Source organism: Streptomyces sp. NPDC051364, assembly GCF_040682115.1.
Taxonomy (GTDB): domain Bacteria; phylum Actinomycetota; class Actinomycetes; order Streptomycetales; family Streptomycetaceae; genus Streptomyces.
Map to the genome: position 1 here is coordinate 151095 of NZ_JBFBAH010000015.1, position 23495 is coordinate 174589.

Genomic DNA, 23495 nt, shown 5'->3' on the forward strand with positions numbered 1-23495 from the left:
CGTACACGTGTGCCGCCTCAGGAAATCAGGGGTACGCATGGCCAAAGTCGGGACCGCGCTGCGGGAGCTGCGCGGGGCGCAGAAGTCGGCGAAGGGGGTGTCGCTCTATTCGCGATTCGTCAACCGGCCCGCGGGGCGGTATCTGGCCGCCGTGTCGTACGCGCTCGGACTGACCCCGAACCAGGTGACGCTGGTCAGCGCCGCCTTCAGCTTCGCCGCCGTGGCCGCCGTCGCGCTCGCCGCGCCCTCGTGGGGGCTGGGCATCGCCGTGTGGGCCGCGCTCGCCGTCGGCTTCGCGTTCGACTCCGCCGACGGGCAGCTGGCCCGGCTGCGCGGGGGCGGCAGCGCGGCGGGCGAATGGCTCGACCACGTCGTGGACTGCGCCAAGCTGACCGCCCTGCACACCTGCGTGCTGATCGCGTTCTACCGCTTCCCGGAGGCGTACGGGACGGGCGGGGACGGCTGGCTGCTGGTGCCGCTGGGCTTCCAGTTCGCTTCGGTCGTCACCTTCTTCGGCGGGCTGCTGACCGAGAAGCTCAAGCCCAAGCCGGCGCCGGGGAGCCCCGCCGCCGCACCGTCGACCGTGCGTGCGGTGGCGCTGCTGCCCGTGGACTACGGGGTGTTCTGCCTGGTGTTCCTGCTGCTCGGGGGCGGGGGGCTGTTCCGCTGGGCGTACGCGGGGCTCGGCGCGGTCGCCGCGCTGTTCCTGCTGGCGTTCCTCGCGAAGTGGTTCCGGGAGCTCAGCGCCGTACCGCGCTGAGCGTCCGTACCCGATCAGGCTCGGGACCCGCTCAGGCTCCGCACCCGCTCAGGTCCGTACCCGCTCAGCGGCGCTCGGCGCTGAGCGGTTCGGACAGCGCGTCCAGCGCCCGGCGCAGCTGGGTGCTGGAAGTGTGCACCGTGTAGGGGAAGTAGACGACGTCGACGCCGACGGCGGCGAAATCCTTCTCCAGCTTGTCGCCCTTGGGGGTGCCCCGCCAGTCGTCGCCCTTGAAGATCACGTCGAAGCGGACCTGCTTCCAGGTCTCCACCTTGTCCGGGACCGTTTCGACGAACGCGGCGTCCACATATTTCACGCTGCGGACGATTTCGAGGCGCTCCACAAGCGGGATCATCGGGCGCCGGCCCTTGGCCAGTTCCGCCATCTCGTCGGAGACCACCCCGGCCACCAGGTAGTCGCACTGACTCCGGGCGTGCCGAAGGATATTGAGATGTCCGATATGGAACAGATCGTAAGCACCCGGGGCATACCCGACTCGGTACGGTCTGCGCGCAGGTGCGCCAAGTTCGGACATGTCGCGCTCCGTCATGAGTTACCCCCCAGCGGCCACACCCCCCGGTGTGGCGGATTAGCAGACAATAGCGTGCACGTTCCGCACCCTGTCGGTGAACGAATAGGGTGACGAGCGCATCATCCAGGGGAGAAGGGGACGTTCAGTGTCGAGATCCGGTCACCGGCGCCTACTGCTGGTTTCCACCAATTACGCTCCCGAGCACGCGGGGATTGGGCCGTACGCCACCCAGATCGCGGAGCACTGGGCGGATCTCGGCCACGACACCCACGTCCTCGCCGGTATGCCGCACTATCCGTCATGGTCGTTGGAGCCGGAGTACAAGGGGGCGCTCCGGCGCACGGAACAGCGCGCGGGGGTCACTGTGCACCGGCGTGCACACACCGTGCCGCCCCGTCAGACCGCCGTCAAACGGGCCCTGTTTGAAGGATCGATTCTGCTGCACGGCACCGTGGCTCCGCCCCGGATGCCGCGCCCGGACGCGGTCATGGCCCAGATGCCCAGCCTGGCCGGCGGCGTCGTCGCCGCCCGGCTCGCCGCGCGCTGGAAGGTCCCGTACATCCCCGTCGTCCAGGACCTGATGGGCGCGGCCGCCGCGCAGAGCGGGATCAGCGGCGGCGACAAGGCGGCCGCGATCGCCGGGCGCGCGGAGGCGTACGCCCTGAAGCGGGCCACCCTGGTCGGCGTCATCCACGAGACCTTCGTGGACCGGGTCGTGGGCATGGGCGTGGACCCGAAGAAGATCCGCCTCGTCCCCAACTGGTCCCACGTCCCGCAGCCCACCAGGCCGCGCGGCCAGACCCGCCGCCACCTGGGCTGGGCACCCGGCCAGCCGGTCGTCCTGCACTCCGGGAACATGGGCCTCAAGCAGGGCCTCGAGGTGCTCGTCGGCGCCGCCCGCCTCGATCCGGGTGTCCGTTTCGTCCTCATGGGAGACGGCAGCCAGCGCTCGGCCCTCGCCGACCTCGCGGCCGACGTACCGAATCTGGACATCATCCCCCCTGCCGCCGACGGAGAGTTCCCGGATATCCTCGCGGCGGCGGATGTGCTGGCCGTGACGCAGCACGCGGCCGTGCTCGACATGAGCGTGCCGTCCAAACTGACCTCCTACTTCCAGGCCGGCCGGCCCGTCGTCGCCTCCGTCGCGGCGGAAGGCGGTACCGCCCAGGAAGTGGAACGCTCGGGCGCAGGGGTGCTCGTACCACCGGAGGACCCCCACGCCCTGCTGAAGGCCGTACGGGCCCTCGCCGAGGACCCCGAGGGCGCGGATGCACTGGGGGCGGCCGGGCCCCGCCACGTGGCGGCCCACCTGAGCCGTGACGCGGGCCTGGCCCGCATCGACGCACTGATAGACGAAGCACTTGGGGGTCCGCGGCCGTGATCGAGACGAATCGCCCTGCAGCGGTCCCGACGGAGGACGAACCGGATCTCCTCAGGGACCAGTTCAAGCAGCTCCTGCGCTACCGCCGCCTCCTCGGCGCGGGCGTCGGCATCGGCCTGCTGGGCGGCGTCTACCTCGGCATCTCCACGGCCGACACCTACGTCGCGACCGCGGACATCGTGCTGCGCGCACCCACCGACGACCCGTTCAACCCGAGCCTCGCGCCCGACAAGGCGATCAACATCGGCTCGGAGCGGCAGGTCGCGCTCAGCTCCTCCATAGCCAACGAGGCCGCGAAGAAGCTCGGCGTGTCCGCGAAGGACTTCGGCGGCCTGCGCAGCGGCCTCCAGGTGACCAACCCACCGCAGACGATGGTGCTGCGCTTCACCTACACCGCGTCCTCCCCCAAGGAGGCCTCGACCCGCGCCAACGCGATGACCGAGGCCTACCTGCTCAAGCGGCAGGAATCCCTCGACGTCACCCGCGACAAGATGGTCAAGGGCTACCAGGAGCAGCGCGATCCGGTCGCCAAGAACCTCGACGAGCTCGTCAAGCAGATCAACGCCATGCCGGCAGGTCCGGGGCGCGACGCCGCGTACTCCTCGAAGACGGACCTCCAGAGCAAGGTCAACACGCTCAACAGCAACATCGCCAAGCTCCAGGCCCTGGACATGACCCCGGGCCGGGTCACCAGCGCCGCGACCCCGCCGTCCGACACCGACGGCCCGGGCATCCCGATGTCGCTCGCGCTCGGCGCGGCCGTGGGCCTCGCGCTCGGCCTGCTCGCCGCGTGGGTCCGGCTCGTCTTCGACCCGGCGCCGCGCTCCGAGGGCGATGTCGCGCGGGCCCTGCGCGCCCCCGTGCTCGGCTACCTGCCGCGGGCCAAGACCATCGGGGGACCGCTGCTCGCGGCCGGCGAGGAGGACCCCCGACTCGCCGAGGAGTTCCGCTCGGTGGCCTTCCGGCTCGCCTACGACTCCCGCTTCGCCGACCGGCGCCGACTGCTCGTCGTCGCGCCGCGCGGCAGCAGCGAGACCGCCGCCGCCGCGGCCGTGAACCTGGCCGCCTCCTTCGCGGAGACCGGCAAGGACGTCCTGCTCATCGAGGCCGACCTGCGCACCCCGGTGCTGGCCAGCCAGCTGCCGACCGGCGCGGGCGGGCGGCCGCGCTGGAGCCAGACGTCCGGCGGCCCGGCCGCCGGCGGGCACGCCGCCGCGCACGGCGACTCCGACTGGCCCGACGGACGCCAGCTCGTCGTCGACGCCGGGGAGTCCGGCGCCTTCGACCTGATCCCGGGCGAGCCGGTCCGCAACGTGGCCCGTGCGCTGACCTCCCCGCGCGCCACCCGGCTGATCTCCGAGGCCGACTCCCCCAACTCCACCGTCGTCGTGCTCGCACCGCCCGTGCTCTCGTACGCCGACGCCCTCGCGCTCGTCGACCGCGTCGACGGGGTCCTGGTCGTCTGCGACCCGCGCGCCGTCCACCGCAGCGACCTGTCCCGGATCCGCGAGCTGATCAGCGGCGCCGGCGGCACGGTGCTCGGTGCGGTGCTGCACGCCCCGCTGCCGGGCGAGAAGCGCGGCCGCGGGGGCCGCGGCGGCAAGTCGAATGCTGCGGCCGCCCCGGCCCAGGCGGCCCGGCCGTCCGCGCCGCAGCCGCAGCCGCTCACGCGGCAGCCGAACCAGGCCCACGAGGCGAACCGGCAGTCCGAGCCGGAGCAGCACATCCCGGGCGACGGCACGGACACGGTGGCCCTGCGCACGGTGCGCATGGGCCGCAGATGAGCCGGCGCGGCCTCGCCGCCGTCTCCTCGGTCCTGGACCAGGCCGCGTCCAGCGCCACCAACATCCTGGTGCTCGTGCTGGCCGCCCGGCTGTCCTCGGCGTCCGGCTTCGCCGACTTCTCGATGGTGTACGTGACCTTCAGCGTGCTCCTCGGGCTGAACATGGCGTACGTCGGGCAGACGGTGGTGCTGGAGAAGGCCGAGGACCGGCTGGGTGCGGTGTGCCGCTCGGGCCTCGTGTTCACCGCGGCCGCCTCGGCGGCGGTGGGCGCAGTGCTGGTCGTCGTAGGCCTCGCCCTGCCCGGGGCCGGCGGCCGGGCCTTCCTCGCGCTGGGCCTCGTACTGCCGCTGGTGCTCGTCCAGGACGGGCTGCGGTACTGCTTCTCCGCGCTGCGCACCCCCGAGCGGGCGCTGGCCGCGGACGCGCTGCGGCTGGCGTGCGTGGTCGCTGCGCTGCTGCTGCAGCCCGAAGGGGCCTCGGCGGGGCGGCTGGTGCTGGTGTGGGGTGTCTCGGCGCTGCCGGCGCTGGCGCTGGGGCTGTTGCTGCTGCTCCCATACGTACGGGGCGCTGCCGCGGACCTGCGGCCGTACCTGCGGCGCGGGCACCTGGGGCAGCGGTTCGTGGTCGAGTTCGCGGTGGGCAACGGCTCCAGCCAGCTCGCGGTGCTCGGCCTCGGGCTGTTCGCCACCCCGCTGGCGGTGGGCGCGCTGCGCGGCGCGACCACGCTCTTCGGGCCGCTGAACGTGCTGTTCAACTCGGCGAACGCGTTCGGGCCGCCGGTGGTGGGGCGGGCTTCGGGCAAGCGGGGCGTGGTCCGGCTGACGCTGCTGATGGGCGGTGTGCTGGCGGTGCTCGGTGCGGGGTGGGGTGCCGTTCTGTACGCGCTGCCGGAGGGGGTTGGCCGGCAGCTGCTGGGCGACACGTGGGGGGCGGCTTCTGCGCTGCTCCCGGCCACGGGTGCCCAGTACGCGGTGATGGGCCTGGGCACGTGCGCCCTGCTGACCCTGCGGGTGCTGAACCCGAAGGCGACGCTGTCGCTCCAGGTCGTCTTCTCCCTCCTCTCGGTGGCGCTGCTCCTGGGCGGGTACGTGCTCTGGGGCGTGGCCGGCGCCGCGTGGGGCCTGGCGGCGGGCTCGGCCCTCAAGGCCGCGGCGGCCTGGCTCCGCGTCTCCCGCGTCCCGGCCCCGGCCCCGACGCCGGCCCTGGTCACGACCGCAGCCTGACCCAGCGCCCGCCGAGCGGGAGTCAGCGCAGGGTGGTGGACTTGTCCTGGCGGTACGTCGCGACGAGCGCCAGGCAGAGGGCGGCTATCGCCACGCGGCCGGAGGCCTGGAGCAGCGGCCCCCGCAGCAGGATGAACGAGTAGCCCGCCACCAGCGGGACCACCACCGAGATCAGGCTCCCCGGCGGGGACCTGCGCGTGGCGCGCTTCGCGTACCGGCGGTCCACGCGCGCGGACGCGTAGCCCATGCCGAGCAGCCCGGCGCCCATCCCCAGCGGCCCGAAGTCGAGCCACAGCTCGGCCCAGATCGGCGACGACAGGTTGGTGTTGACCGTCCCCATCCACTGGCCGACCATCACGCCCGTGTCCCGCGGCTTCCCCGGCCACACCGAGCGCGGCACCGCGAAGAAGACCGATCCCGCGAGCTGGTGCCCGTAGTAGTGCCCGGGCCCGGAGTTCGAGAAGGTGATCGTGTTCGCGAACATGCCGATCTGGTCGTAGTCCTTCAGCGCCATCGGCTCCAGGAACGACGTCGTCTCGACCGGCTTGTAGTTCTTCTCGTCGTACCGGAAGCGGTCCGCGAAGGGGAACACGAGCAGGGCGATCACGACGGCCATCGACAGCGCGACCCGGTACATCGCGGCGCTCACCGGGAAGACGGTGAAGAGCAGCGCGAACATGACCGTGAGGAACCAGTACCGCGGGTTCGAGATCGGGTTGTTGACCACCAGGTTCAGCAGGGCGAGCGCCCCCCAGGTGACGATGATCGAGACCTTGCGGCGGGCGTACGTCGAGGTGATCAGCCAGCGCGTGTACAGCAGCAGGGCGAGCAGCGCCGGGACGGTGCCGAAGCCGCGCAGCAGGGCCTGGCCGGCCTGGCCGTCGCCGTTGGAGACGCCCGCCTCCTCGATGCCCGCGATGATCTCCTGGCGGCTGGAGAAGAAGACCGCCGGGCCGCCGAGCTTCATGATGAAGGCCGCGCTGCACAGGAAGGAGAGCCCGGTGAGCAGTTGGAGGCGGCGCCGGTGGGCCATGACCGGGCGCGGCTCCTTCTGGGAGCCGCCGGCCCGGCCGGCCGGCCGGTGGCGCGCGAGCAGGACGCCGACGTCGAACGCCGTGCAGCCGAGCAGGACCAGGCCGATGGCGATGGTGAGGTCGGAGCGGGGGCCGACCACGGGGGTCGGTACCCGGCCGAGGACGGCCTGCGCGAGCGGGGCGACGCCCATCGCCATGTAGACGAACAGCCAGAAGGAGCCCTGGAGCAGCTTGCGTCGGCTGGTCAGGACCATCGCGGAGAGCCGGGCGCCCGCGTACATCGTGAGCAGGAGCTGGAGCCAGAAGGCCGCGTCGCGCTGGCCGTCGCCGGACTGGACGGCGACGAAGAGCGGCAGGAAGACGGTGAAGCCGAGGATGAGCGGGACGGACAGGGCGCGCGAGAGCAGGGTGCGCGGGGTGGTGACCCGGCCCCACTTGTGCTCGTCCTCGAGCTCGGGAACCGGCGGGGTCACGGAGGGCTTGCGTATGTCCGTTGCCACTGCTGCCCCCACCCCATGTGCCTGGTCCGCGCGCAGTCTAGTCTGAGCGGGCGGCGCCCGGGGAGGCACGCCTGCAGAGCACGATGAGGGGCGACAGTTGCGTGATCTTCCTGCCTTCACGCTGGCCGGGTACGACAAGGGGCGCGGGCTGCTGACGCAGGCGCTCTGGTTCGCCGTGATGAACACGCTGTTCATGGCGTGGTTCTGTCCGGCCCGGCTGCGGGTGGCGCTGCTGCGGGCGTTCGGCGCGCAGATCGGCGAGGGCGTGCTGATCCGGCACCGGGTGCGGGTGCTGTGGCCGTGGAAGCTCACCGTCGGGGACCACACGTGGATCGGCGAGGGCGCCTGGCTGCTGAACCTGGAGCCGGTGACCATCGGGGCGAACGTGTGCATCTCACAGGAAGCCATGCTGTGCACCGGTTCGCACGACCACCGGGCCGCCGACTTCCGGTACAGCAACGCTCCGATCGTGGTCGAGGACGGCGCGTGGGTGGCCGTACGGGCGACCGTGCTGGCCGGGGTCACGATGGGCCGCTGCGCGGTCGCGGGCGCCGGTTCGGTGGTCCACAGAAACCTTCCTGCACTGACCCTGCAGACGATGGACGGGCAGCGCCGCCCGGTCGAGGAGCCGAAGTGAGAGTCCTGCACGCCGTCACGCTCCACTCGCCCTCGCACGCCTTCGGCGGGCCGGTCCGGGTCGCGCTGAACCTGGCCAAGGGGCTGCGGGCACGCGGCCACGAGGCCGGCCTGCTGGCGCTCGGCGAAGGCTTCCCGGATCCGTGGCCGACCTCCGTGGAGGAGGTGCCGGCGAAGCTGTTCCCGGCCCGGCGCATCCTGCCCCTGGGCTTCAGCGGGATGACCTCGCCGGCCCTGCTGGCCTCGGCGGGCCGGCTGGTCCGGGACACGGACCTGGTCCACGTCCACCTGGCGCGGGACCTGGTGACGCTGCCGGTGGCCCTGGCGGCGCTGCGGGCCGGCAAGCCGCTGGTGCTGCAGACCCACGGGATGGTGGACCCGAGCGAGAAGCTGCTGGCCAAGGTGTTGGACGCGGTGGCCGTACGCCGGCTGCTGCGCGGCGCGGACGCGGTGCTGTACCTGACCCCGCACGAACGGGAGGGCCTCGACGCGGTGGTGGGCGCCCCGCTGCCGGGGGCGGTCCGGCTGGTGAACGGCACCCCGGCGCAGGAGGAGCGGCCGGCGCTCGCCGGTCCCCCGCGCATCCTGTACTCGGCGCGCCTGCAGGCCCGTAAGCGCCCGGTGGACTTCGTGGACGCGGCCCCGGCGATCCTGGCGGCGCACCCGGACGCGGAGTTCGTGGTGGCCGGCCCGGACGAGGGCGAGCTGCCGGCGGTCCGCGCGCGCATCGCGGAGCTGGGGCTCACGTCCCGCTTCACGGTCCCGGGCGCGCTCTCCGGCGCCGGGGTCCTGGCGGAGCTGCGCCGGGCCCGTGTCTACGTCCTCCCCTCGGTGGACGAGCCGTTCCCGATGTCGGTGCTCGAGGCCCTCTCGGTGGGCGTCCCCTCGGTGGTCACGCACTCGAACGGCCTGGCCCGGGACATCGCGTCCGCGGGCGCCGGCCGGGCGGTCACCCCGGGTCCGGCGGGTGTCGCGGAGGCCGTCCTCGCCCTCCTGGACCCGCAGTCCAACGCGGAAGCCTCCCTGTCGGCCCGCAAACTGGCCACGGAGTCCTTCTCGATGGACGCGGTCCTCGACACCCTCCTCCCGGTCTACGAGAAGGCCCGGCGCTAGTTCCGCGGGCCGGACCGGGCCCGGGGCTAGATTTCACGGCGGGTTTCGTCCACCACCGGGAGGGCCGCCGTGCGGCGGCGCCTGAAGACGCTCGCGTAGACGGCGAGTCCGATGGCGCCTGCGGCCATCATGATCAGGCCGACGACGTCAAGGTTGACGCTCTCCATCTTCCAGTCCGTCGCGAAGGTGAGAATGGCTCCCACCACGATCAGCGCGATGCAGCCGCCGATGCCTCCCATGTGATTCGCCTCCACAGTCGTGGTCGTCTGAACCCGCGGCTACCCGGGAAGCGCCTACGAAAACGCCGCCCCCGGCCCGGAGTCCGGGTCGGGGGCGGCGTCCTCGTACGTGCGGGGCTTACGCCGGGATCCAGGCGTAGCAGCCCGTCGACGTGAACGTCGCCGTGCCCGACGGGATCGTGGCGGTGATCTTGTCGCCGGCCTTCGGGGTGGTTTCCGGGCCCGAGGCCAGGACGGCGCCGTCCTTGCCCTTGGCGTCCCAGGTGCACGTCGTGCTCTGCGTCAGCGCCCGGTACGTGCCCGCCGCGGGCGACTCGCGGGTGCCGTCGGCGAAGCCCTTGGACGCCGTGTCCAGGATCGGCTTCTGCTCCGGGCACAGGTACGTGATCGCGTCCTTCGCCCCCGGGATCTCCCCCGCGACGATGGACCCGATCGCCGCGTCCTTGTCGCGCTTCGCGGTGCGCTCCACCCGCTGGCAGGCCTCCTGGCCGCTCTGCAGGACCGCCGCCGGGTCCATCTTCTCCGGGACCCGCCCGCTCAGGTACTGCTTCTCGCTGGGCTTGAAGCTGCCCGTCTTCGGGGTGAGTTTCGCGTCCGGCAACACGGGTCCCGTCGGCTTCGCGTCGGGCGACGCCGGCGGAGCCGTGGCGTCCGCCGGGTCCGGGGCCGCCGACGAGGCCGGCGGCTTCGGCTTCGCCGCCGCGGCGTCGGACTTGCCGTCGCCGCCCGAGCTGCAGGCGGTCAGGGTCAGAGCTGCGGCCAGCAGAACAGCAGCCGCGGCGGAGCGTCGGTACATCTCTAGGGCTCCTGTATTACGTGCCGGTTGATCGAGTGGGATAGGGGTGCGGGGCCCGGCCGAGTTTCGCGCCGGGCCCCGCATCCGTCAGACGGTTACTTCGGGCCGAAGGTGAGGACGAGCTGCGGAGCGGCGTCCGCTGCCGTCGACTCCATGGACCAGATCCACAGCGGGTCGGTGCCCGTGCTCGTCAGGGCCAGGCTGTAGCTGCTGCCCAGCACCGAGGAGAGCGCGGCGGTGTCCAGCGGGGTGCTCTGGACAGCCGAGCCGTCCGGCACGGTCGCGAACGAGCCGAGCGCCGTGGTGCCCAGGGTCGGCTTGTTGTTGAACGTCGTGCTCGCACCGCTCCAGGTGCCGGTGACCGGAACCACGGACACCTTGTCGGCCGTACCGGCGTTCGCCTGGGTCGACGTCTTGATCTGGAGCGCGGCGGACTTCAGGACCTGCCCAGCCGGCGCGGCCGGCAGGTTGAAGCGCAGGTACGTCTCGTACGCCGAGGTGCCGCGGACGGCCAGCGAGGTGGTCGCGCCGTTGGCCGCGCTCGGGGCGCCCTGGTTGATGTAGGTGTCCTCGGTCGCGGAGACCTTGGAGACCGTGTCGGAGGGCGCCTTGGCCAGGTCGTAGTGGTTCTTGGCCTGGGCCGCGGTGAGCGCCTTCGGGTAGACGGCCGTCTCGTCGATCTGGCCGGCGAAGAAGTTGCTCGTCGGCTTGGTCGGCCAGCTGGCGAGGTTGTCGCCGCCGACGTGCCAGAAGCCCTCGTACGAGATGGAGCCGGTGACGTTCAGCGTGCCCTTGCTCTGACCGTCGACGATCAGCTCCATGCCGCCCGGACCCTGGGTTCCGACGACGTGGTGCCACTTGTTGTCGTTGTACGTGTCGAACAGACCGGTGGAGACGGTGCGCGTCGAGCCGCTGTAGACGCCGAAGACCAGACGACCGGTGTTGGTCATGTAGATCTGCTTGTCGTACGTGCCGCTGTTGCGCGTGGTGTTGTTGCCGAAGCCGATCAGCTTGCCGCCGCGCGTGGTGTTCGTCTTGAACCAGGTCTCGACCGAGAAGGCGCTGCCCACGGTCTGGCAGTGGTCGCTGTACACCTGCTGGCTGGTGCCGTTGAAGCCCATCGCCGTGCTGGCGCCGCTGATCGCGCCGGGCGTCTGGCGCAGGGCCGGGGCGTTGAGCTGGATGCCGCTGGTGTTGCCGCTCTCGGAGGAGTCGGCGACGTACGGGCTGACGGTGTCGTCGTAGCGCCAGTACAGGTTGGCGCCGTCGGCGCGGACCTGGTTCGGGTACGACTGCACCGAGCTCGGGACCGTGACCGAGGCCGTGGCCGACAGGGCGCTGGTGTTGCCCGCCGCGTCGGTGGCCGTCACGCGGTAGGTGTACGACTGGCCGGCCTTGACCGTGGTGTCGTTCCAGGAGGCCTGGGGACGCTCCCACTCGAGGGATTCGGCGGCGACCGTGGCGATCGGGCTGGCGGAGCCGTTGCGGTAGATCCGGTACGTCAGCTTGCTGTCGTCCGCGTCGTAGCTGGTACGCCAGCGGACCTGGGCCTCACCGGGCTTGACGCTGCCCGCGCTCGCGACCGGGGTGGTCGGGGCGCCGACGTCGCCGGTGGAGGCGAAGCGGGTGAGCGCCTGCTGGGGCTTGCCGTTGATGGCGGTGAACTCGCCGCCGACCCACATGTACTTGACGTCGCTCTTCTCGGCGATCGTCATGGCGCGCGGGCCGATGCCCTCACCGAGGCCGTCGTTGGCGGTGGGGTGCCAGCCGAGCTTGCGCGGGCTGCGCACGAAGCCGTCCACGGGCGCGGGGGCGGCGCCTTCGTAGTTGGTCAGCTGCGCGTTCAGGAAGTTCCGCTTGCCGTCGGGGAACTGTCCCTCGAGCGAGCAGTCGTGCGCGTGCGAGGAGCTGTAGAGCACACCGTCGTACGGGAGCACGGCCTGGGTCGCGCCGAGGCAGCGGTCGCGCCACTTCTCGCTGAAGTCGCTCAGCTTGAGGCCGATGCGGCCGTCGAAGACGCCGCCGCCGGAGCCCTCGTTGCCGGTGTAGAAGCCGGTCGAGTCGGTGGCGATGTCCTTGACCACGGAGTTCGACGGGATGTTGCTGTACGTCTTGGCGACCGCGCCCGTGGTGGCGTTCACGACGGCCAGGGCGTGCGTGTTGGAGCCGTTGACCGAGAAGAAGTCACCGCCCAGGAGCACGTTCTTGCCGTCCGGGGTGACCTCGACCGCGCGGCCGGGCTCGTCGGCGTTGGCGACGAAGGGCTTGAGCGCACCGGAGCCGGCGTCGACCGCGGCGAACCGCTCGCGGGTCTGGCCCTCGACGGTGCCGAAGTCGCCGGCCGCGTACAGGGTGTCGTCCGTGACGGCGAGGTCGCGCACGGTGGCGGGGAAGCCCGGGTGGAAGGCGGCCTTGGGGGTACAGCTCTCGATGTCGATCGCCGCAACGCTGGAGACCGGGGTGCCGTTGACGGCGCCGAAGTAGCCGCCCGCATACAGGGTCTTCTTGTCCTTCGAGACGGCCAGCGCGCGCACGGTCGCGCTGCCGTCGCCGATGGTGAAGGCGAGCTTGCACGAGGTCGGCTTGCCCGTCGCGGCGTCGAGCGCCACGAAGTTCACGGCTTCCTGCTCGGCGCCGCTGGTGCCGTCGGGCGGACGGACGGCCGAGAAGGTGCCGCCCGCGAAGACGGTGCCGTTCGCCTGGGCCATCGCAAAGACGATGCCGTTCGGCTGCCAGGTGGGCAGCTCGTCGGCGGTGAATGCCACGGGAGGCGTGATGGCGGACGCCTCGGGCATCAGCACCAGACCTATGCCGGTGCCGGCGCCGGCCAGTGACAGGACGAGGGCAGCAGTCAGCCCTCTGGATCTACGCATGAGCCCCCCAGGGCAATCGCCCGGTTTGATGGCTTGAACTATCCGAACAGCCATATGTACTGGCGCAGACTAGGGCTCCTGCGAGGACCCGGTCACCTCCCTTGACCCATTGCATACCAACTTGGAATGAACGGTTCAGGTTGGAGGGCGCACGGCGGACATACGGCAGGTTTGCCCCGGCCACACCCACCTATACCAGTGGAGATGACCGGGACACGGCAAATCGTAGGGGAAATATATGGCCTTCAGCGGTCGATGCGGACCGTCACGCCCGCCAGTTGGTCCTCGACATGCCGGATGTCGGCATCGACCATGATCTGCGCCAGCTCGGCCACCAGCACCGTCGGCTTCCAGCCAAGCAGCTCATTGGCCTTGGAGGCGTCGCCGATGAGGGCGTCGACCTCGCTCGGGCGCTCGTACTTGGGGTCGTAGCGCACGTGCTCGGCCCAGTCGAGGCCCGCGTGGGCGAAGGACGACTCGACGAACTCGCGGACCGTGGCGGCCACGCCCGTGGCGACGACGTAGTCGGTCGGCTCGTCCTGCTGGAGCATCCGCCACATGGCGTCCACGTACTCGGGGGCGTAGCCCCAGTCGCGGACCGCGTCGAGGTTGCCGAGGTAGAGGTGCTCCTGCAGACCGGCCTTGATACGGGCGACCGCGCGGGTGATCTTGCGGGTCACGAAGGTCTCGCCGCGGCGCGGGGACTCGTGGTTGAAGAGGATCCCGTTGACGGCGAACATGTCGTACGCCTCGCGGTAGTTCACCGTGGTCCAGTACGCGAAGACCTTGGCGGCGCCGTACGGGCTGCGCGGGTGGAACGGGGTCTGCTCGTTCTGCGGGGGCGGGGTGGCCCCGAACATCTCCGAGGACGAGGCCTGGTAGATCCGGGTGTCGACACCGCTGGCCCGGATCGCCTCGAGCAGCCGCAGGGCGCCGAGGCCGGTCACGTCGCCGGTGTAGAGGGGGGCGTCGAAGGACACCCGCACATGCGACTGGGCGCCGAGGTTGTAGACCTCGTCGGGCTTGATCTCGCGGAGCAGGTTCACGAGCGCCACGCCGTCGGAGAGGTCGGCGTGGTGCAGGACGAAGGACCGGTTGGCGGTCTGCGGGTCCTGGTAGATGTGGTCGATGCGCTCGGTGTTGAAGCTGGAGGACCGCCGCACGAGGCCGTGCACCGTGTAGCCCTTGGAGAGCAGCAGCTCGGAGAGGTAGGAGCCGTCCTGCCCGGTGACGCCGGTTATCAGTGCGGTCTTGCCCATGTGGGTCCCCCTGGGGGTCGTATCGGTCTGTTCTGGTGAGGCAGGGCCTCGGGGGCGGCGGTGCGGCCCGCAGGTGGGGCCGTACCTCGCGGGTGACGGGGTCTCGCCCGCCCGGCCGGGCTGCGCCCCGGTTTTCGCGCCGGACCTGCCGGCGCGCGTACGGCCGCGGGGCCCAAGGGGCTGGATGCGTACCGTACACGGCGTTCCCCCGCCCCCTTCGGGCGGATTGCAGCGTGCCGGACCGAGCCGGCGCAGGCCCGGGCCCGGGCCCGCGGAGCCGGCCGCCGCCGGCGGCGGGGCCGGACCTCGTCTGCTGCCCGCGGCAGCGGACTGGCATCATCGGCGGCATGACAAGTTCGCTGCCGCTCCTGCCCCCGAACGCCCGGGTCTTCGTCGCGGGCCACCGCGGCCTCGTGGGGTCCGCGGTCGCCCGCCGGCTCACCGCCGACGGCCACGAGGTGCTCACCCGGGGCCGCGCCGACCTCGATCTGCGCGATGCCGCCGCGACGGAGGCGTACCTGAAGGACGTCCGCCCCGACGCCGTCGTACTGGCCGCCGCCAAGGTCGGCGGGATCATGGCCAACAGCACCTACCCGGTGCAGTTCCTCGAGGACAACCTCAAGATCCAGCTCAGCGTCATCGGCGGGGCGCACGCCGCCGGGGTCGGCCGCCTGCTGTTCCTGGGCTCCTCGTGCATCTACCCGAAGCTCGCCCCGCAGCCCATCAGCGAGGACGCGCTGCTGACGGGCCCGCTCGAGCCGACCAACGAGGCGTACGCCCTGGCGAAGATCGCCGGCATCGTCCAGGTCCAGTCGTACCGCAAGCAGTACGGGGCTTCGTACATCTCGGCGATGCCCACGAACCTGTACGGGCCGGGCGACAACTTCGACCTCGAGACCTCGCACGTACTGCCCGCCCTGATCCGGCGCTTCCACGAGGCCGCCGCCGAGGGGCGCGACGAGGTCACCCTGTGGGGCAGCGGCACCCCGCGCCGGGAGTTCCTGCACGTGGACGACCTGGCGGCCGCCTGCGCGGTGCTGCTGGGCAGCTACGACGGCGACGAGCCGGTCAACATCGGCTGCGGCGAGGACCTCACCATCAAGGCCCTCGCCGAGACCGTCGCCGAGGTGACCGGCTTCCGCGGCCGGCTCGTCTGGGACACGTCCAAGCCGGATGGCACGCCGCGCAAGCTCCTGGACGTCACCCGCCTGACCTCGCTCGGCTGGAAGCCGGAGACCGGGCTGCGGGACGGCATCGCCGCCACCTACCGGTGGTGGCGCGAGCAGGGCTGACCGCGACGGCACGTGGCGCGGCCCCTCAGTACGCTCCGCGACCGTCGACGACGGCGCGGAGGGTACGGCCCATGACGTCGACGTCGCTGGTGAAGGACCAGTTGTCGACGTACTGCAGGTCGAGCTGGATCGTCTCGTCCCAGGACAGGTCGGACCGGCCGCTGATCTGCCACAGCCCGGTCATGCCCGGCCGCACGGTGAGCCGGCGCAGTTCGACCTCGTCGTACCGGTCCGCCTCCTCCGGCAGCGGCGGGCGCGGCCCGACGAGCGACATGTGCCCGCTCAGCACGTTGAACAGCTGGGGCAGTTCGTCCATGGAGGTGCGGCGCAGCAGCCGGCCCACCCGGGTCACCCGGGGGTCGCGGCGGATCTTGAACATCAGGCCGTCGTTCTCGTTGGCCCCGGACAACTCGTTCTTGAGCCGGTCCGCGTCCACGACCATGGTGCGGAACTTCCACATGACGAACGGGACCCCGTCGCGCCCTATGCGCCGCTGGCAGTAGAACGCCGGGCCGCGGGAGCCGAGGCGGATCGCCAGGACGATGCCGAGGAAGACCGGGGAGAGCAGCAGCAGCCCGAGCGCGGCCCCCGTGCGGTCGAGGACCGACTTGAGCAGGGTCTGGATGCCGCGGCTCACCGGCGGCGCCACCCGCAGCACGGCGAGCCCGCCTGCCGACAGGGTCTCCAGCCGCTTGACGGAGACCTCCACGAGGCCCGGGAAGACGGCGAGTTCCAGGCCCGCGTCGTGCAGCGCCCACGAGACCCTGCGCAGCCGCTCCCCCGCGATCCGCGCGCCGGGGGCGACCAGCACGAGGTCGGCGTGGTGGCTGCGGACGGCGCCGAGCACAGCGGCGGAGTCCGCGTTCGGGGCCTCGGGCGCGGCCGCGTCGAGCCGGGCCGCGACGGGCACCCCGCCCTCGATCGGGCCGGCGCCGACCGGCACCACGCCGACGACGACGTACGGATGGTCGGTGCGCGCGGCCAGGTGCTCGATGACGGACTCGGCCGCGCCGGGTTCGCCGACCACCAGGACCCGGCTGACGGCGTGCGCCTCGCGGCGGGCCGCCGAGAGGTGGCGGTAGGTCAGCTTGTGGCAGGCCACGGTGATGAGGAGAGCGGGCAGCAGGGAGCCGAGCGCGGACAGCCGGGGGGTGCTCTCACCGGTCACCACGCGGGCCACGGCCAGGACACCGATAAGAATCAGCCAGTCGTGTACGACGGGCAGCACACCGCGTGATTCTCCGAGCACGCGGGCCGCGTACCGCCGGCGCACCGCCTGCACGCCGGTCCATGCCAGGGCCGCGCCGAGGGCGCAGGACACCGGCCGGACCTGCTGCGCCGCGTGGAAGACCAGTCCTACGGGGACTGCGGCGCCGAGGAAGTCGGCCGTGAGCGCGGCGGGCAGGTACCAACGGGCCTTGTCGCCGAGCCGCCTCGCCGGGGCGGCCGCGAGCCGCGCCGGATCGGCGACTGCTGCGGCCAGTCTTTGCGCAGGAAAATGGACATGCCTCATGGGCCCCCCTGGCACGTGGTCTATGACAGTGGCGCGTGCCCATGGCTTCCCCTGGCGACGGACAACTGGCGCACCGGGAAACAGTACGACAAACACCCGTACGACAAATGCCGATTGCCCGAACGGGGCCTCTTGTTGCGCAAGTGTTAGCAACCGGTATCAACCGTTCCAGATATCGAAGTCCTCTTTCGCACGCGAAGGTGAATGGTTCGGATACCGGATACGTCTCTTCGGTCAACGAACCGTTTCCAGCCAACCTTTTGACGCGGCCCTGACATCGACGCCGACAGCTGGCACTCTTCGATCCGTTCTTCGCACCAGCCTGCTCTGCCCGGAGGCCCACCCAGCCGTCCGGAACCCCCCTTGCAGAAGGAGTCTGCGTTGAGTCACACCCCCCACAGGCGTGCCACCGCGGCCGGCGCGCTCGTTGCCGCCGCAGCGCTGCTCGCCGTCGGCATCCAGGCCGGCACCGCATCCGCCGACGCCACCGCGTCGCAGGCACGCAAAGCCGCTCAGCCCAACCCGGGCGCGGCCGCCGCCAATCTCAGCCCGTCCGAGCGTGCGACGCTCATATCCGACGCCAACTCGACCACCGTCCAGGCTGCCAAGGCCCTCGGCCTCGGCGAGCAGGAGAAGCTGGTCGTACGCGACGTCGTCAAGGACGCCGACGGCACCACGCACACCACGTACGAGCGCACCTACGGCGGACTCCCCGTGCTCGGCGGCGACCTGACGGTCCATGCCAAGGGCGGCGTCACCAAGAGCATCACCAAGGCGACCAACCACGAGATCAAGGTCGCGGACACCACCGCGACCGTGACCCCGGCCGGCGCCGAGGGCCAGGCCGTCTCCGCGGCGAACGCCGCGGGCTCCAAGGATGCCAAGGCCTCCAAGAACGCCCGCAAGGTGATCTGGGCCGCCGAGGGCGCCCCCGTCCTCGCCTACGAGACCGTCGTCGGCGGCCTCCAGGACGACGGCACCCCGAGCGAGCTGCACGTGGTCACCGACGCCAAGACCGGCGCGAAGATCACCCAGTGGCAGGCCATCGAGACCGGCACCGGCAACACCATGTACAGCGGCCAGGTCACGATGGGCACCTCGCAGTCGGGCAGCAACTACACGCTGACCGACGCCGGGCGCGGCAGCCACAAGACGTACGACCTCAACGGCGGCAGCTCCGGCACCGGCAGCCTCTTCACCAACACGACCGACGTGTGGGGCAACGGCGCCGCGTCCAACCGCGCGACCGCCGGCGCCGACGCGCACTACGGCGCACAGCTGACGTGGGACTACTACAAGAACGTGCACGGCCGCAACGGCCTGCGCAACGACGGCGTGGCCCCGTACAGCCGGGTCCACTACGGCAACGCGTACGTGAACGCGTTCTGGGACGACTCCTGCTTCTGCATGACGTACGGCGACGGTACGAGCAACACGCACCCGCTGACGTCCATCGACGTGGCCGCCCACGAGATGACCCACGGCCTCACCTCGGTCACCGGCAACATGACCTACAGCGGTGAGCCCGGCGGTCTGAACGAGGCGACCTCCGACATCATGGCGGCGGCCGTCGAGTTCTACGCCAACAACCCGCAGGACGTCGGCGACTACCTGGTCGGCGAGAAGATCGACATCAACGGCGACGGCACCCCGCTGCGCTACATGGACAAGCCGAGCAAGGACGGCGGCTCCAAGGACGCGTGGTACTCGGGCATCGGCGGAGTCGACGTCCACTACTCCTCGGGCCCGGCCAACCACTGGTACTACCTGGCCTCCGAGGGCTCCGGCGCCAAGGTCATCAACGGCGTGAGCTACAACTCGCCGACCTCCGACGGCCTCCCGGTCACCGCGATCGGCCGTGACGCCGCCTCGAAGATCTGGTTCCGCGCGCTGACGGTGGGCTACTTCAAGTCGAACACCAACTACGCGGCCGCCCGTACCGCGACCCTGCAGGCCGCTGCCGACCTGTACGGCGCGAACTCGGTCACCTACAACAACGTGGCCAACGCCTGGGCCGGCATCGCCGTCGGAGCCCGGCCGCCGCAGTCCGGCGTCTCGGTGACCGCGATCCCGAACCAGACCACCCAGATCAACACTGCTGTGAGCCTTCAGGTCCAGGCGACCAGCACCAACCCGGGTGCGCTCAGCTACGCGGCGACCGGTCTGCCGGCCGGCCTGTCGATCAACTCCTCGACCGGTCTGATCTCGGGCACGGCCACCACCGCGGGCACGTCCAACGTGACCGTGACGGTGACCGACTCGGCGAGCAAGACGGGCACGGCGTCCTTCACCTGGACCGTCGGCACGTCCCAGCAGAACGTGTTCGAGAACACGAACGACTATGCGATCGCCGACAACGCGACGGTCGAGTCCCCGCTCACGGTGACCCGCACCGGCAACGCGCCGAGCACCCTCAAGGTGGACGTCAACATCGTCCACACCTACATCGGCGACCTGAAGGTCGACCTGGTCGCCCCTGACGGCAGTGTCTACAACCTGCACAACCGCTCCGGCGGCAGTGCGGACAACATCGTCAAGAGCTACACGGTCAACGCCTCGTCCGAGGTCGCCCAGGGCGTCTGGAAGCTCCGGGTCAACGACAACGCGAACCTGGACACCGGCAAGATCGACAGCTGGAAGCTCACCTTCTGACCCCACCGGGGCAGGTGAAGCGAAGCGGCTGACCCGATGAAAACGCGGGGCCGCCCGGGAGAGACCCTCCCGGGCGGCCCTGTTCCATGCGGCGTCGAAGGGCCCGGCACCCACGGGGTGCCGGGACCTCGCGCTCATCGGGTCCGAACGTCAGCCGCCGATGCCCTTGAAGATGAAGTCGAACAGGTCGTGCTTCCCGTGCTGCTTGTGGCCCCCCTCGTGCCGGCCCTGCTCCTGTCCGTGCTCCTTCCCTTCGTCCTGCCGGTGCTCCTTCCCTTCGTCCTGTCCGTGCTCCTTCCCTTCGTCCTGGCCGTGCTCCTGCCCCTCGTCCTGGCCGTGCTCCTGCCCCTGGTCCTGGCCCTGCTGCTGGTCCTGCCCGTGCTCCTGCCCCTGGTCCTGGCCCTGCTGCTGGTCCTGGCCGTGCTCCTGCTCCTGGCCGTGCTCCTGCTTCTGCTCCGGCTTCTGCTCCGGCTTCTGCTCCGGCTCGTCCATCGGCGTGCGGTGGGAGCGGAAGTCGTCATCGTTGTTGCGGAAGTCGTCGCGGAAGTCGTCGCGGTCGTCACGGAAGTCGTCACGGCGGCCGTGGACCGGCACGAAGGTCGCCGAGAGGACCGCGACGTTGTGCACCGTGTCGCCCGGTTGCAGCTCCCGCTCCACCCGGCCGTTGCAGCCGTGGTTCGGGTAGAGCACGGCTCGCGAGTCGGTGTCGTTGTGCACCGCCGTCGCGGGGCGGTTGTTCGAGGTGTCCGTCAGCTCGTAGCAGGTGTCGTTGTCCGACGGGCGGATCTGCGCGCGCCCGTCGTTGTCGATGATGTACTCCAGCCGGCCGAGGTCGTCGTTGCCGCCGGCCATCGACGGGCCGGCCGTGGGCAGGACGAGGGCGAGGGCGCCGAGGAGCGCTGCGGCGGTGGGGCGAAGACGCATGGGGAGGCAGTCCGTTCTGTGGGCAATGAATGCCGGTCCGGTGGCATCCAGCGGGCAGCGTAGGAGCGATCCCCCATGCCGAAACGATTCGGCATGCGCAGCGCGTTCGAAGGTTCACCCTCCCGGATCGGCGGCCTGCGCCCGTACGGTCCCGCCCAGCACCCCTTACGCGGACGCGCGTTCGGACGCCGGAGTGGCCGCACCGTCCGGGCCGGCCGGAGCCGGTACCGGAGCCGGTACCGGGGCCGAAGCCGGGACGGCAGCCGGAGCCTGCGCCCCCGTGCGGACCAGGACGAGCACCACCAGCGCGCCGGCCAGCCCCATCAGCCCCGAGACCAGGAACGTCCCCCGTAGCCCGCTCGCGAAGGCCTCCTCCACCCAGACCCGGGCGGCCGGCCCCGCGGCCAGCAGTTCCCCGGCCCGGCCGGAGGCCAGCGCCTCGGCCGTACCGGGCCCTTGGCCGGAGCCGCCGAGCCCGTCCTTCAGCCCGGCCTGGAAGACCGCGCCGAGCACCGCGATGCCGAGCGCCATGCCCAGCTGCCGGGCGGTGTTGAGGGCCCCGCCGGCCATGCCCGCCCGGGCCGGGGCCACGGCCCCCATCGCGGCGGCCGCCAGCGCCGGGGTCGCCGTGCCCGCGCCGAGGCCGGTCACCACCAGACCCGGGACCAGGGCCTGCCAGCCGTCCCCGGCATCCGTCATCCAGGCCTGGAGCAGTGCGCCCGCCCCGATCAGCAGCAGCCCGCCGCCGATGGTCAGCCGCGCCGGGGCCCCGTGCAGCAGCCGGCCGGCCACCGCCGAGACGGCGAACGCGGCGAGGCTCAGCGGCACCAGCACCAGGCCGGCGGAGACCGGGCCCATTCCCTCGGCGGACTGCAGCCAGAGGGAGACGTACATCAGGTACGAGAACGCGGCGCCGGACAGCAGCAGCGCCCCGGCCATCACGCCGACGAAGGAGCGGCTGCGGAACAGCGAGAGGTCCAGCATCGGGTGGGAGCTGCGCAGTTCGACGAGGACGAAGACGGCGAAGGCGGCCGCGCCGAGGCCGAGCAGGCCGAGGGTGGCGGCACCGGTCCAGCCGTTCTCGCCGACCCGGATCAGGGCGTACGTGACGGCCGCCGCGCCGGTGGTGAAGGCGGCCATGCCGGGCAGGTCGAGCCCCCTGGCACGCGGGTCCCGGGACTCGGCGACCGACCGCAGGGTCACGTACACGGCCAGGGCGCAGACCGGGAGGTTGATGAAGAAGATCCAGCGCCAGCCGAACTGCTCGGTCAGCAGCCCGCCGATGATCGGGCCGGCCGCGGCGGCGGCGCCGTTGACCGCGCCCCAGACGCCGAAGGCGATCCCGCGGTCGCGCCCCTGGTAGGCACTGCTGAGCAGGGCCATGGTGGTGGCGAACATCGCGGCGCCGCCGATGCCCTGGACGGCGCGGAAGGCGATCAGCGCGGCCGGTCCGGTGGCCAGCCCGCAGGCGAGGGAGGCGGCGGCGAAGAGCCCGAGCCCGCCGAGGTAGACGCGGCGGCGGCCGATCCGGTCGGCGAGGGAGCCGGCGCCGAGCAGCAGGGCGGCGAGGGCCAGGGCGTAGACGTCCATGACCCACTGGAGTGCAGAGAAGGAAGTGTGCATGTCGGCGGTCATGTCGGGCAGGGCGACCATCACGATCGTGACGTCGACCAGGAGCATGAACGCCCCGAGGCACACCGCGGTCAGCGGGAGCCATTTACGCATGTGGGTTCTCCTCGGGGACCCGAAGGCCCGGCAGGGGCCGGGCAGGGCCGGCAGGGGGTTGGCGGTGGCTCCAAACTTTCAGCCACACGTCCGATCCCCCATCCACACACCCCTGGCTGCCGGATTTCGCCCATCGCGGCCCCTGTCATGATGGATTCCATGACCGCACCCGTTCAGCTGGACGCCCTCGACAAGGGGCTGATGCAAGCCCTGATGCTCGACGGCCGGGCCCCCTTCAGCCGGATCGCCGAGGTGCTCGAGGTCTCCGACCAGACAGTGGTGCGCCGTTACCGCCGGCTGCGGACCTCGGGCCTGATCCGGGTGGTCGGGCTGCCGCTGGGCAGCCGCGTCGGGCTGTTCGAGTCCTGGCTGCGGGTGCAGTGCACGCCCGACGCCGCGCTCGCGGTGGCCGGGGCGCTGGCCCGGCGGCCGGACATCTCCTGGGTGAAACTCGGCTCCGGCGGCACCGAGATCAACTGTCTGACCAAGGCCCGGACCCGGCAGGACCGCGACGGCCTGCTGCTGGACAAGCTGCCGCGCACGCGCCGGGTGACCGCGGTCAGCGCCCACACCATCCTGCGCGTGTACATCGGCCGCCCGACGGTGTGGTGCGGCCTGGACACCCTGCGGCCCGGGCAGGTCGCGGCGCTGACGCAGCCCCCCGGGGTGCCCGGGCAGGAGCGGTACGCCCTGGACGAGGCCGAGCTCGCGCTGCTGGCGGTGCTCGCCCAGGACGGCCGGGCCGGCTATCCCGAGCTGGCCCGCGCCTCCGGCCTGTCGGAGTCCACCGCGCGCCGCCGGCTGGACCGGCTGCGGGAGCTGCGGGCGCTGTACTTCGACCTGGAGCTCGTCCCGTCGACCCTGGGCTTCGAGGCGGAGGCGACGCTGATGCTGACCGCGGAGCCGGCCCGGCTGGCGGAGGCGGGCGCCGCGCTCGCCGGCCACCCGGAGGTGCCGTTCGCGGCCGCGGTGACCGGCACGGCCAACCTGATGGCCGCGGTGGTGTGCCGGGACACCGACGCGCTGTACACGTACCTGACCGAGCGGATCGGCTCGGTGCCCGGCATCCGGCACGTGGAGGTGATCCCGACCCTGCGCAACATCAAGCGGGCCGGGATGCTGGTGGAGGGCGGGCGGCTGGTGGACCCGCCGCCCGCCCCCTGACTAAGCGGTCTCGGGGAAGTGGGGCACGCCCCCGCGCCGCCCGGCACGGCGCCTCGCCGCGTTGTCGCAGCACCCTGGTACGTCCAGTACAAGCG

General features: G+C 71.7%; 18 protein-coding genes. 9 read left to right on the forward strand and 9 right to left on the reverse strand.

Features of this window, described 5'->3' with window-relative positions; all coding sequences use genetic code 11:
* The first annotated feature begins 37 nt into the window (after positions 1-37).
* Positions 38-760, forward strand: coding sequence for a CDP-alcohol phosphatidyltransferase family protein (locus AB0M76_RS27925; RefSeq protein WP_365955468.1), 723 nt, complete (start codon positions 38-40; stop codon positions 758-760).
* 64 nt (positions 761-824) lie between these two features.
* Here the strand turns inward: AB0M76_RS27925 and AB0M76_RS27930 are convergent, their stop codons facing one another.
* Positions 825-1310 carry an adenylyltransferase/cytidyltransferase family protein gene (locus AB0M76_RS27930; protein WP_365955469.1) on the reverse strand — a complete coding sequence of 162 codons (486 nt, stop codon included), beginning with the start codon at positions 1308-1310 and terminating at the stop codon, positions 825-827.
* Between the two features lie 157 nt (positions 1311-1467).
* On the opposite strand from AB0M76_RS27930, the gene AB0M76_RS27935 reads away from it, so the two are divergent.
* The 3 genes from AB0M76_RS27935 to AB0M76_RS27945 are packed head-to-tail and all read left to right on the forward strand — an operon-like array spanning position 1468 to position 5680.
* Entirely contained in the window at positions 1468-2673 is a 1206-nt protein-coding gene (locus tag AB0M76_RS27935; protein WP_365955493.1) for a glycosyltransferase family 4 protein, read from the forward strand.
* Entirely contained in the window at positions 2670-4457 is a 1788-nt protein-coding gene (locus AB0M76_RS27940; RefSeq protein ID WP_365955470.1) for a lipopolysaccharide biosynthesis protein, read from the forward strand. Before AB0M76_RS27935 ends, AB0M76_RS27940 begins: the two co-directional genes overlap by 4 nt.
* Complete coding sequence (locus AB0M76_RS27945) at positions 4454-5680, forward strand: hypothetical protein (protein ID WP_365955471.1); 1227 nt, start codon at positions 4454-4456, stop codon at positions 5678-5680. The genes AB0M76_RS27940 and AB0M76_RS27945 overlap by 4 nt, the downstream gene beginning before the upstream one ends.
* A 22-nt stretch (positions 5681-5702) precedes the next feature.
* On the opposite strand, the gene AB0M76_RS27950 is transcribed toward AB0M76_RS27945, so the two are convergent.
* Entirely contained in the window at positions 5703-7187 is a 1485-nt protein-coding gene (locus AB0M76_RS27950) for a hypothetical protein (protein ID WP_365955494.1), read from the reverse strand.
* Between the two features lie 124 nt (positions 7188-7311).
* Between AB0M76_RS27950 and AB0M76_RS27955 the strand changes: the two genes are divergently transcribed.
* Together AB0M76_RS27955 and AB0M76_RS27960 are read left to right on the forward strand one after the other, a co-directional pair.
* A complete protein-coding gene (locus AB0M76_RS27955; RefSeq protein ID WP_365955472.1) occupies positions 7312-7851 on the forward strand; it encodes a WcaF family extracellular polysaccharide biosynthesis acetyltransferase in 540 nt (179 codons plus the stop codon).
* A complete protein-coding gene (locus AB0M76_RS27960) occupies positions 7848-8963 on the forward strand; it encodes a glycosyltransferase (protein ID WP_365955473.1) in 1116 nt (371 codons plus the stop codon). Before AB0M76_RS27955 ends, AB0M76_RS27960 begins: the two co-directional genes overlap by 4 nt.
* A gap of 26 nt (positions 8964-8989) precedes the next feature.
* Here AB0M76_RS27960 and AB0M76_RS27965 read toward each other — a convergent pair whose 3' ends face one another.
* The 4 genes from AB0M76_RS27965 to gmd form a co-directional block, all read right to left on the reverse strand.
* On the reverse strand, positions 8990-9202 hold the full coding sequence (locus tag AB0M76_RS27965; protein ID WP_365955474.1) for a hypothetical protein: 213 nt from the start codon (positions 9200-9202) through the stop codon (positions 8990-8992).
* Between the two features lie 118 nt (positions 9203-9320).
* The gene (locus AB0M76_RS27970; protein ID WP_365955475.1) at positions 9321-9998 is read right to left on the reverse strand and encodes a hypothetical protein; all 678 of its coding nucleotides are present in this window, start codon (positions 9996-9998) and stop codon (positions 9321-9323) included.
* Positions 9999-10093: 95 nt separating this feature from the next.
* A complete protein-coding gene (locus AB0M76_RS27975; RefSeq protein WP_365955476.1) occupies positions 10094-12871 on the reverse strand; it encodes a LamG-like jellyroll fold domain-containing protein in 2778 nt (925 codons plus the stop codon).
* 245 nt (positions 12872-13116) lie between these two features.
* The gene (gmd, locus tag AB0M76_RS27980) at positions 13117-14130 is read right to left on the reverse strand and encodes a GDP-mannose 4,6-dehydratase (protein ID WP_266663564.1); all 1014 of its coding nucleotides are present in this window, start codon (positions 14128-14130) and stop codon (positions 13117-13119) included.
* A gap of 347 nt (positions 14131-14477) precedes the next feature.
* On the opposite strand from gmd, the gene AB0M76_RS27985 reads away from it, so the two are divergent.
* Positions 14478-15422 (forward strand): GDP-L-fucose synthase, encoded by a 945-nt coding sequence (locus tag AB0M76_RS27985; protein ID WP_365955477.1) that lies wholly within the window; start codon positions 14478-14480, stop codon positions 15420-15422.
* A gap of 25 nt (positions 15423-15447) precedes the next feature.
* On the opposite strand, the gene AB0M76_RS27990 is transcribed toward AB0M76_RS27985, so the two are convergent.
* On the reverse strand, positions 15448-16935 hold the full coding sequence (locus tag AB0M76_RS27990) for a sugar transferase (RefSeq protein WP_365955478.1): 1488 nt from the start codon (positions 16933-16935) through the stop codon (positions 15448-15450).
* A gap of 381 nt (positions 16936-17316) precedes the next feature.
* On the opposite strand from AB0M76_RS27990, the gene AB0M76_RS27995 reads away from it, so the two are divergent.
* Positions 17317-19587, forward strand: coding sequence for a M4 family metallopeptidase (locus tag AB0M76_RS27995; RefSeq protein WP_365955479.1), 2271 nt, complete (start codon positions 17317-17319; stop codon positions 19585-19587).
* A 150-nt stretch (positions 19588-19737) separates the two neighbouring features.
* Here the strand turns inward: AB0M76_RS27995 and AB0M76_RS28000 are convergent, their stop codons facing one another.
* Both AB0M76_RS28000 and AB0M76_RS28005 read right to left on the reverse strand, forming a co-directional pair.
* Positions 19738-20511, reverse strand: a complete 774-nt coding sequence (locus AB0M76_RS28000) for a hypothetical protein (protein WP_365955480.1) — start codon at positions 20509-20511, stop codon at positions 19738-19740.
* Positions 20512-20676: 165 nt separating this feature from the next.
* The gene (locus AB0M76_RS28005) at positions 20677-22236 is read right to left on the reverse strand and encodes an MFS transporter (protein ID WP_365955481.1); all 1560 of its coding nucleotides are present in this window, start codon (positions 22234-22236) and stop codon (positions 20677-20679) included.
* A 159-nt stretch (positions 22237-22395) separates the two neighbouring features.
* Here AB0M76_RS28005 and AB0M76_RS28010 point away from each other — a divergent pair, with 159 nt between their 5' ends.
* Complete coding sequence (locus AB0M76_RS28010; protein WP_365955482.1) at positions 22396-23400, forward strand: AsnC family transcriptional regulator; 1005 nt, start codon at positions 22396-22398, stop codon at positions 23398-23400.
* The last annotated feature ends 95 nt before the right edge of the window (positions 23401-23495 follow it).

Excerpts from the sequence above, each read along its gene's own strand:
- AB0M76_RS28005 (WP_365955481.1), bottom strand. The coding sequence starts at position 22,236 with ATGCGTAAATGGCTCCCGCTGACCGCGGTGTGCCTCGGGGCGTTCATG.
- AB0M76_RS27930 (WP_365955469.1), bottom strand. The coding sequence starts at position 1,310 with ATGACGGAGCGCGACATGTCCGAACTTGGCGCACCTGCGCGCAGACCG.
- AB0M76_RS28000 (WP_365955480.1), bottom strand. The coding sequence starts at position 20,511 with ATGCGTCTTCGCCCCACCGCCGCAGCGCTCCTCGGCGCCCTCGCCCTC.
- AB0M76_RS28010 (WP_365955482.1), top strand. The coding sequence starts at position 22,396 with ATGACCGCACCCGTTCAGCTGGACGCCCTCGACAAGGGGCTGATGCAA.
- AB0M76_RS27970 (WP_365955475.1), bottom strand. The coding sequence starts at position 9,998 with ATGTACCGACGCTCCGCCGCGGCTGCTGTTCTGCTGGCCGCAGCTCTG.
- AB0M76_RS27925 (WP_365955468.1), top strand. The coding sequence starts at position 38 with ATGGCCAAAGTCGGGACCGCGCTGCGGGAGCTGCGCGGGGCGCAGAAG.
- AB0M76_RS27990 (WP_365955478.1), bottom strand. The coding sequence starts at position 16,935 with ATGAGGCATGTCCATTTTCCTGCGCAAAGACTGGCCGCAGCAGTCGCC.
- AB0M76_RS27945 (WP_365955471.1), top strand. The coding sequence starts at position 4,454 with ATGAGCCGGCGCGGCCTCGCCGCCGTCTCCTCGGTCCTGGACCAGGCC.
- gmd (WP_266663564.1), bottom strand. The coding sequence starts at position 14,130 with ATGGGCAAGACCGCACTGATAACCGGCGTCACCGGGCAGGACGGCTCC.
- AB0M76_RS27985 (WP_365955477.1), top strand. The coding sequence starts at position 14,478 with ATGACAAGTTCGCTGCCGCTCCTGCCCCCGAACGCCCGGGTCTTCGTC.
- AB0M76_RS27965 (WP_365955474.1), bottom strand. The coding sequence starts at position 9,202 with ATGGGAGGCATCGGCGGCTGCATCGCGCTGATCGTGGTGGGAGCCATT.
- AB0M76_RS27975 (WP_365955476.1), bottom strand. The coding sequence starts at position 12,871 with ATGCGTAGATCCAGAGGGCTGACTGCTGCCCTCGTCCTGTCACTGGCC.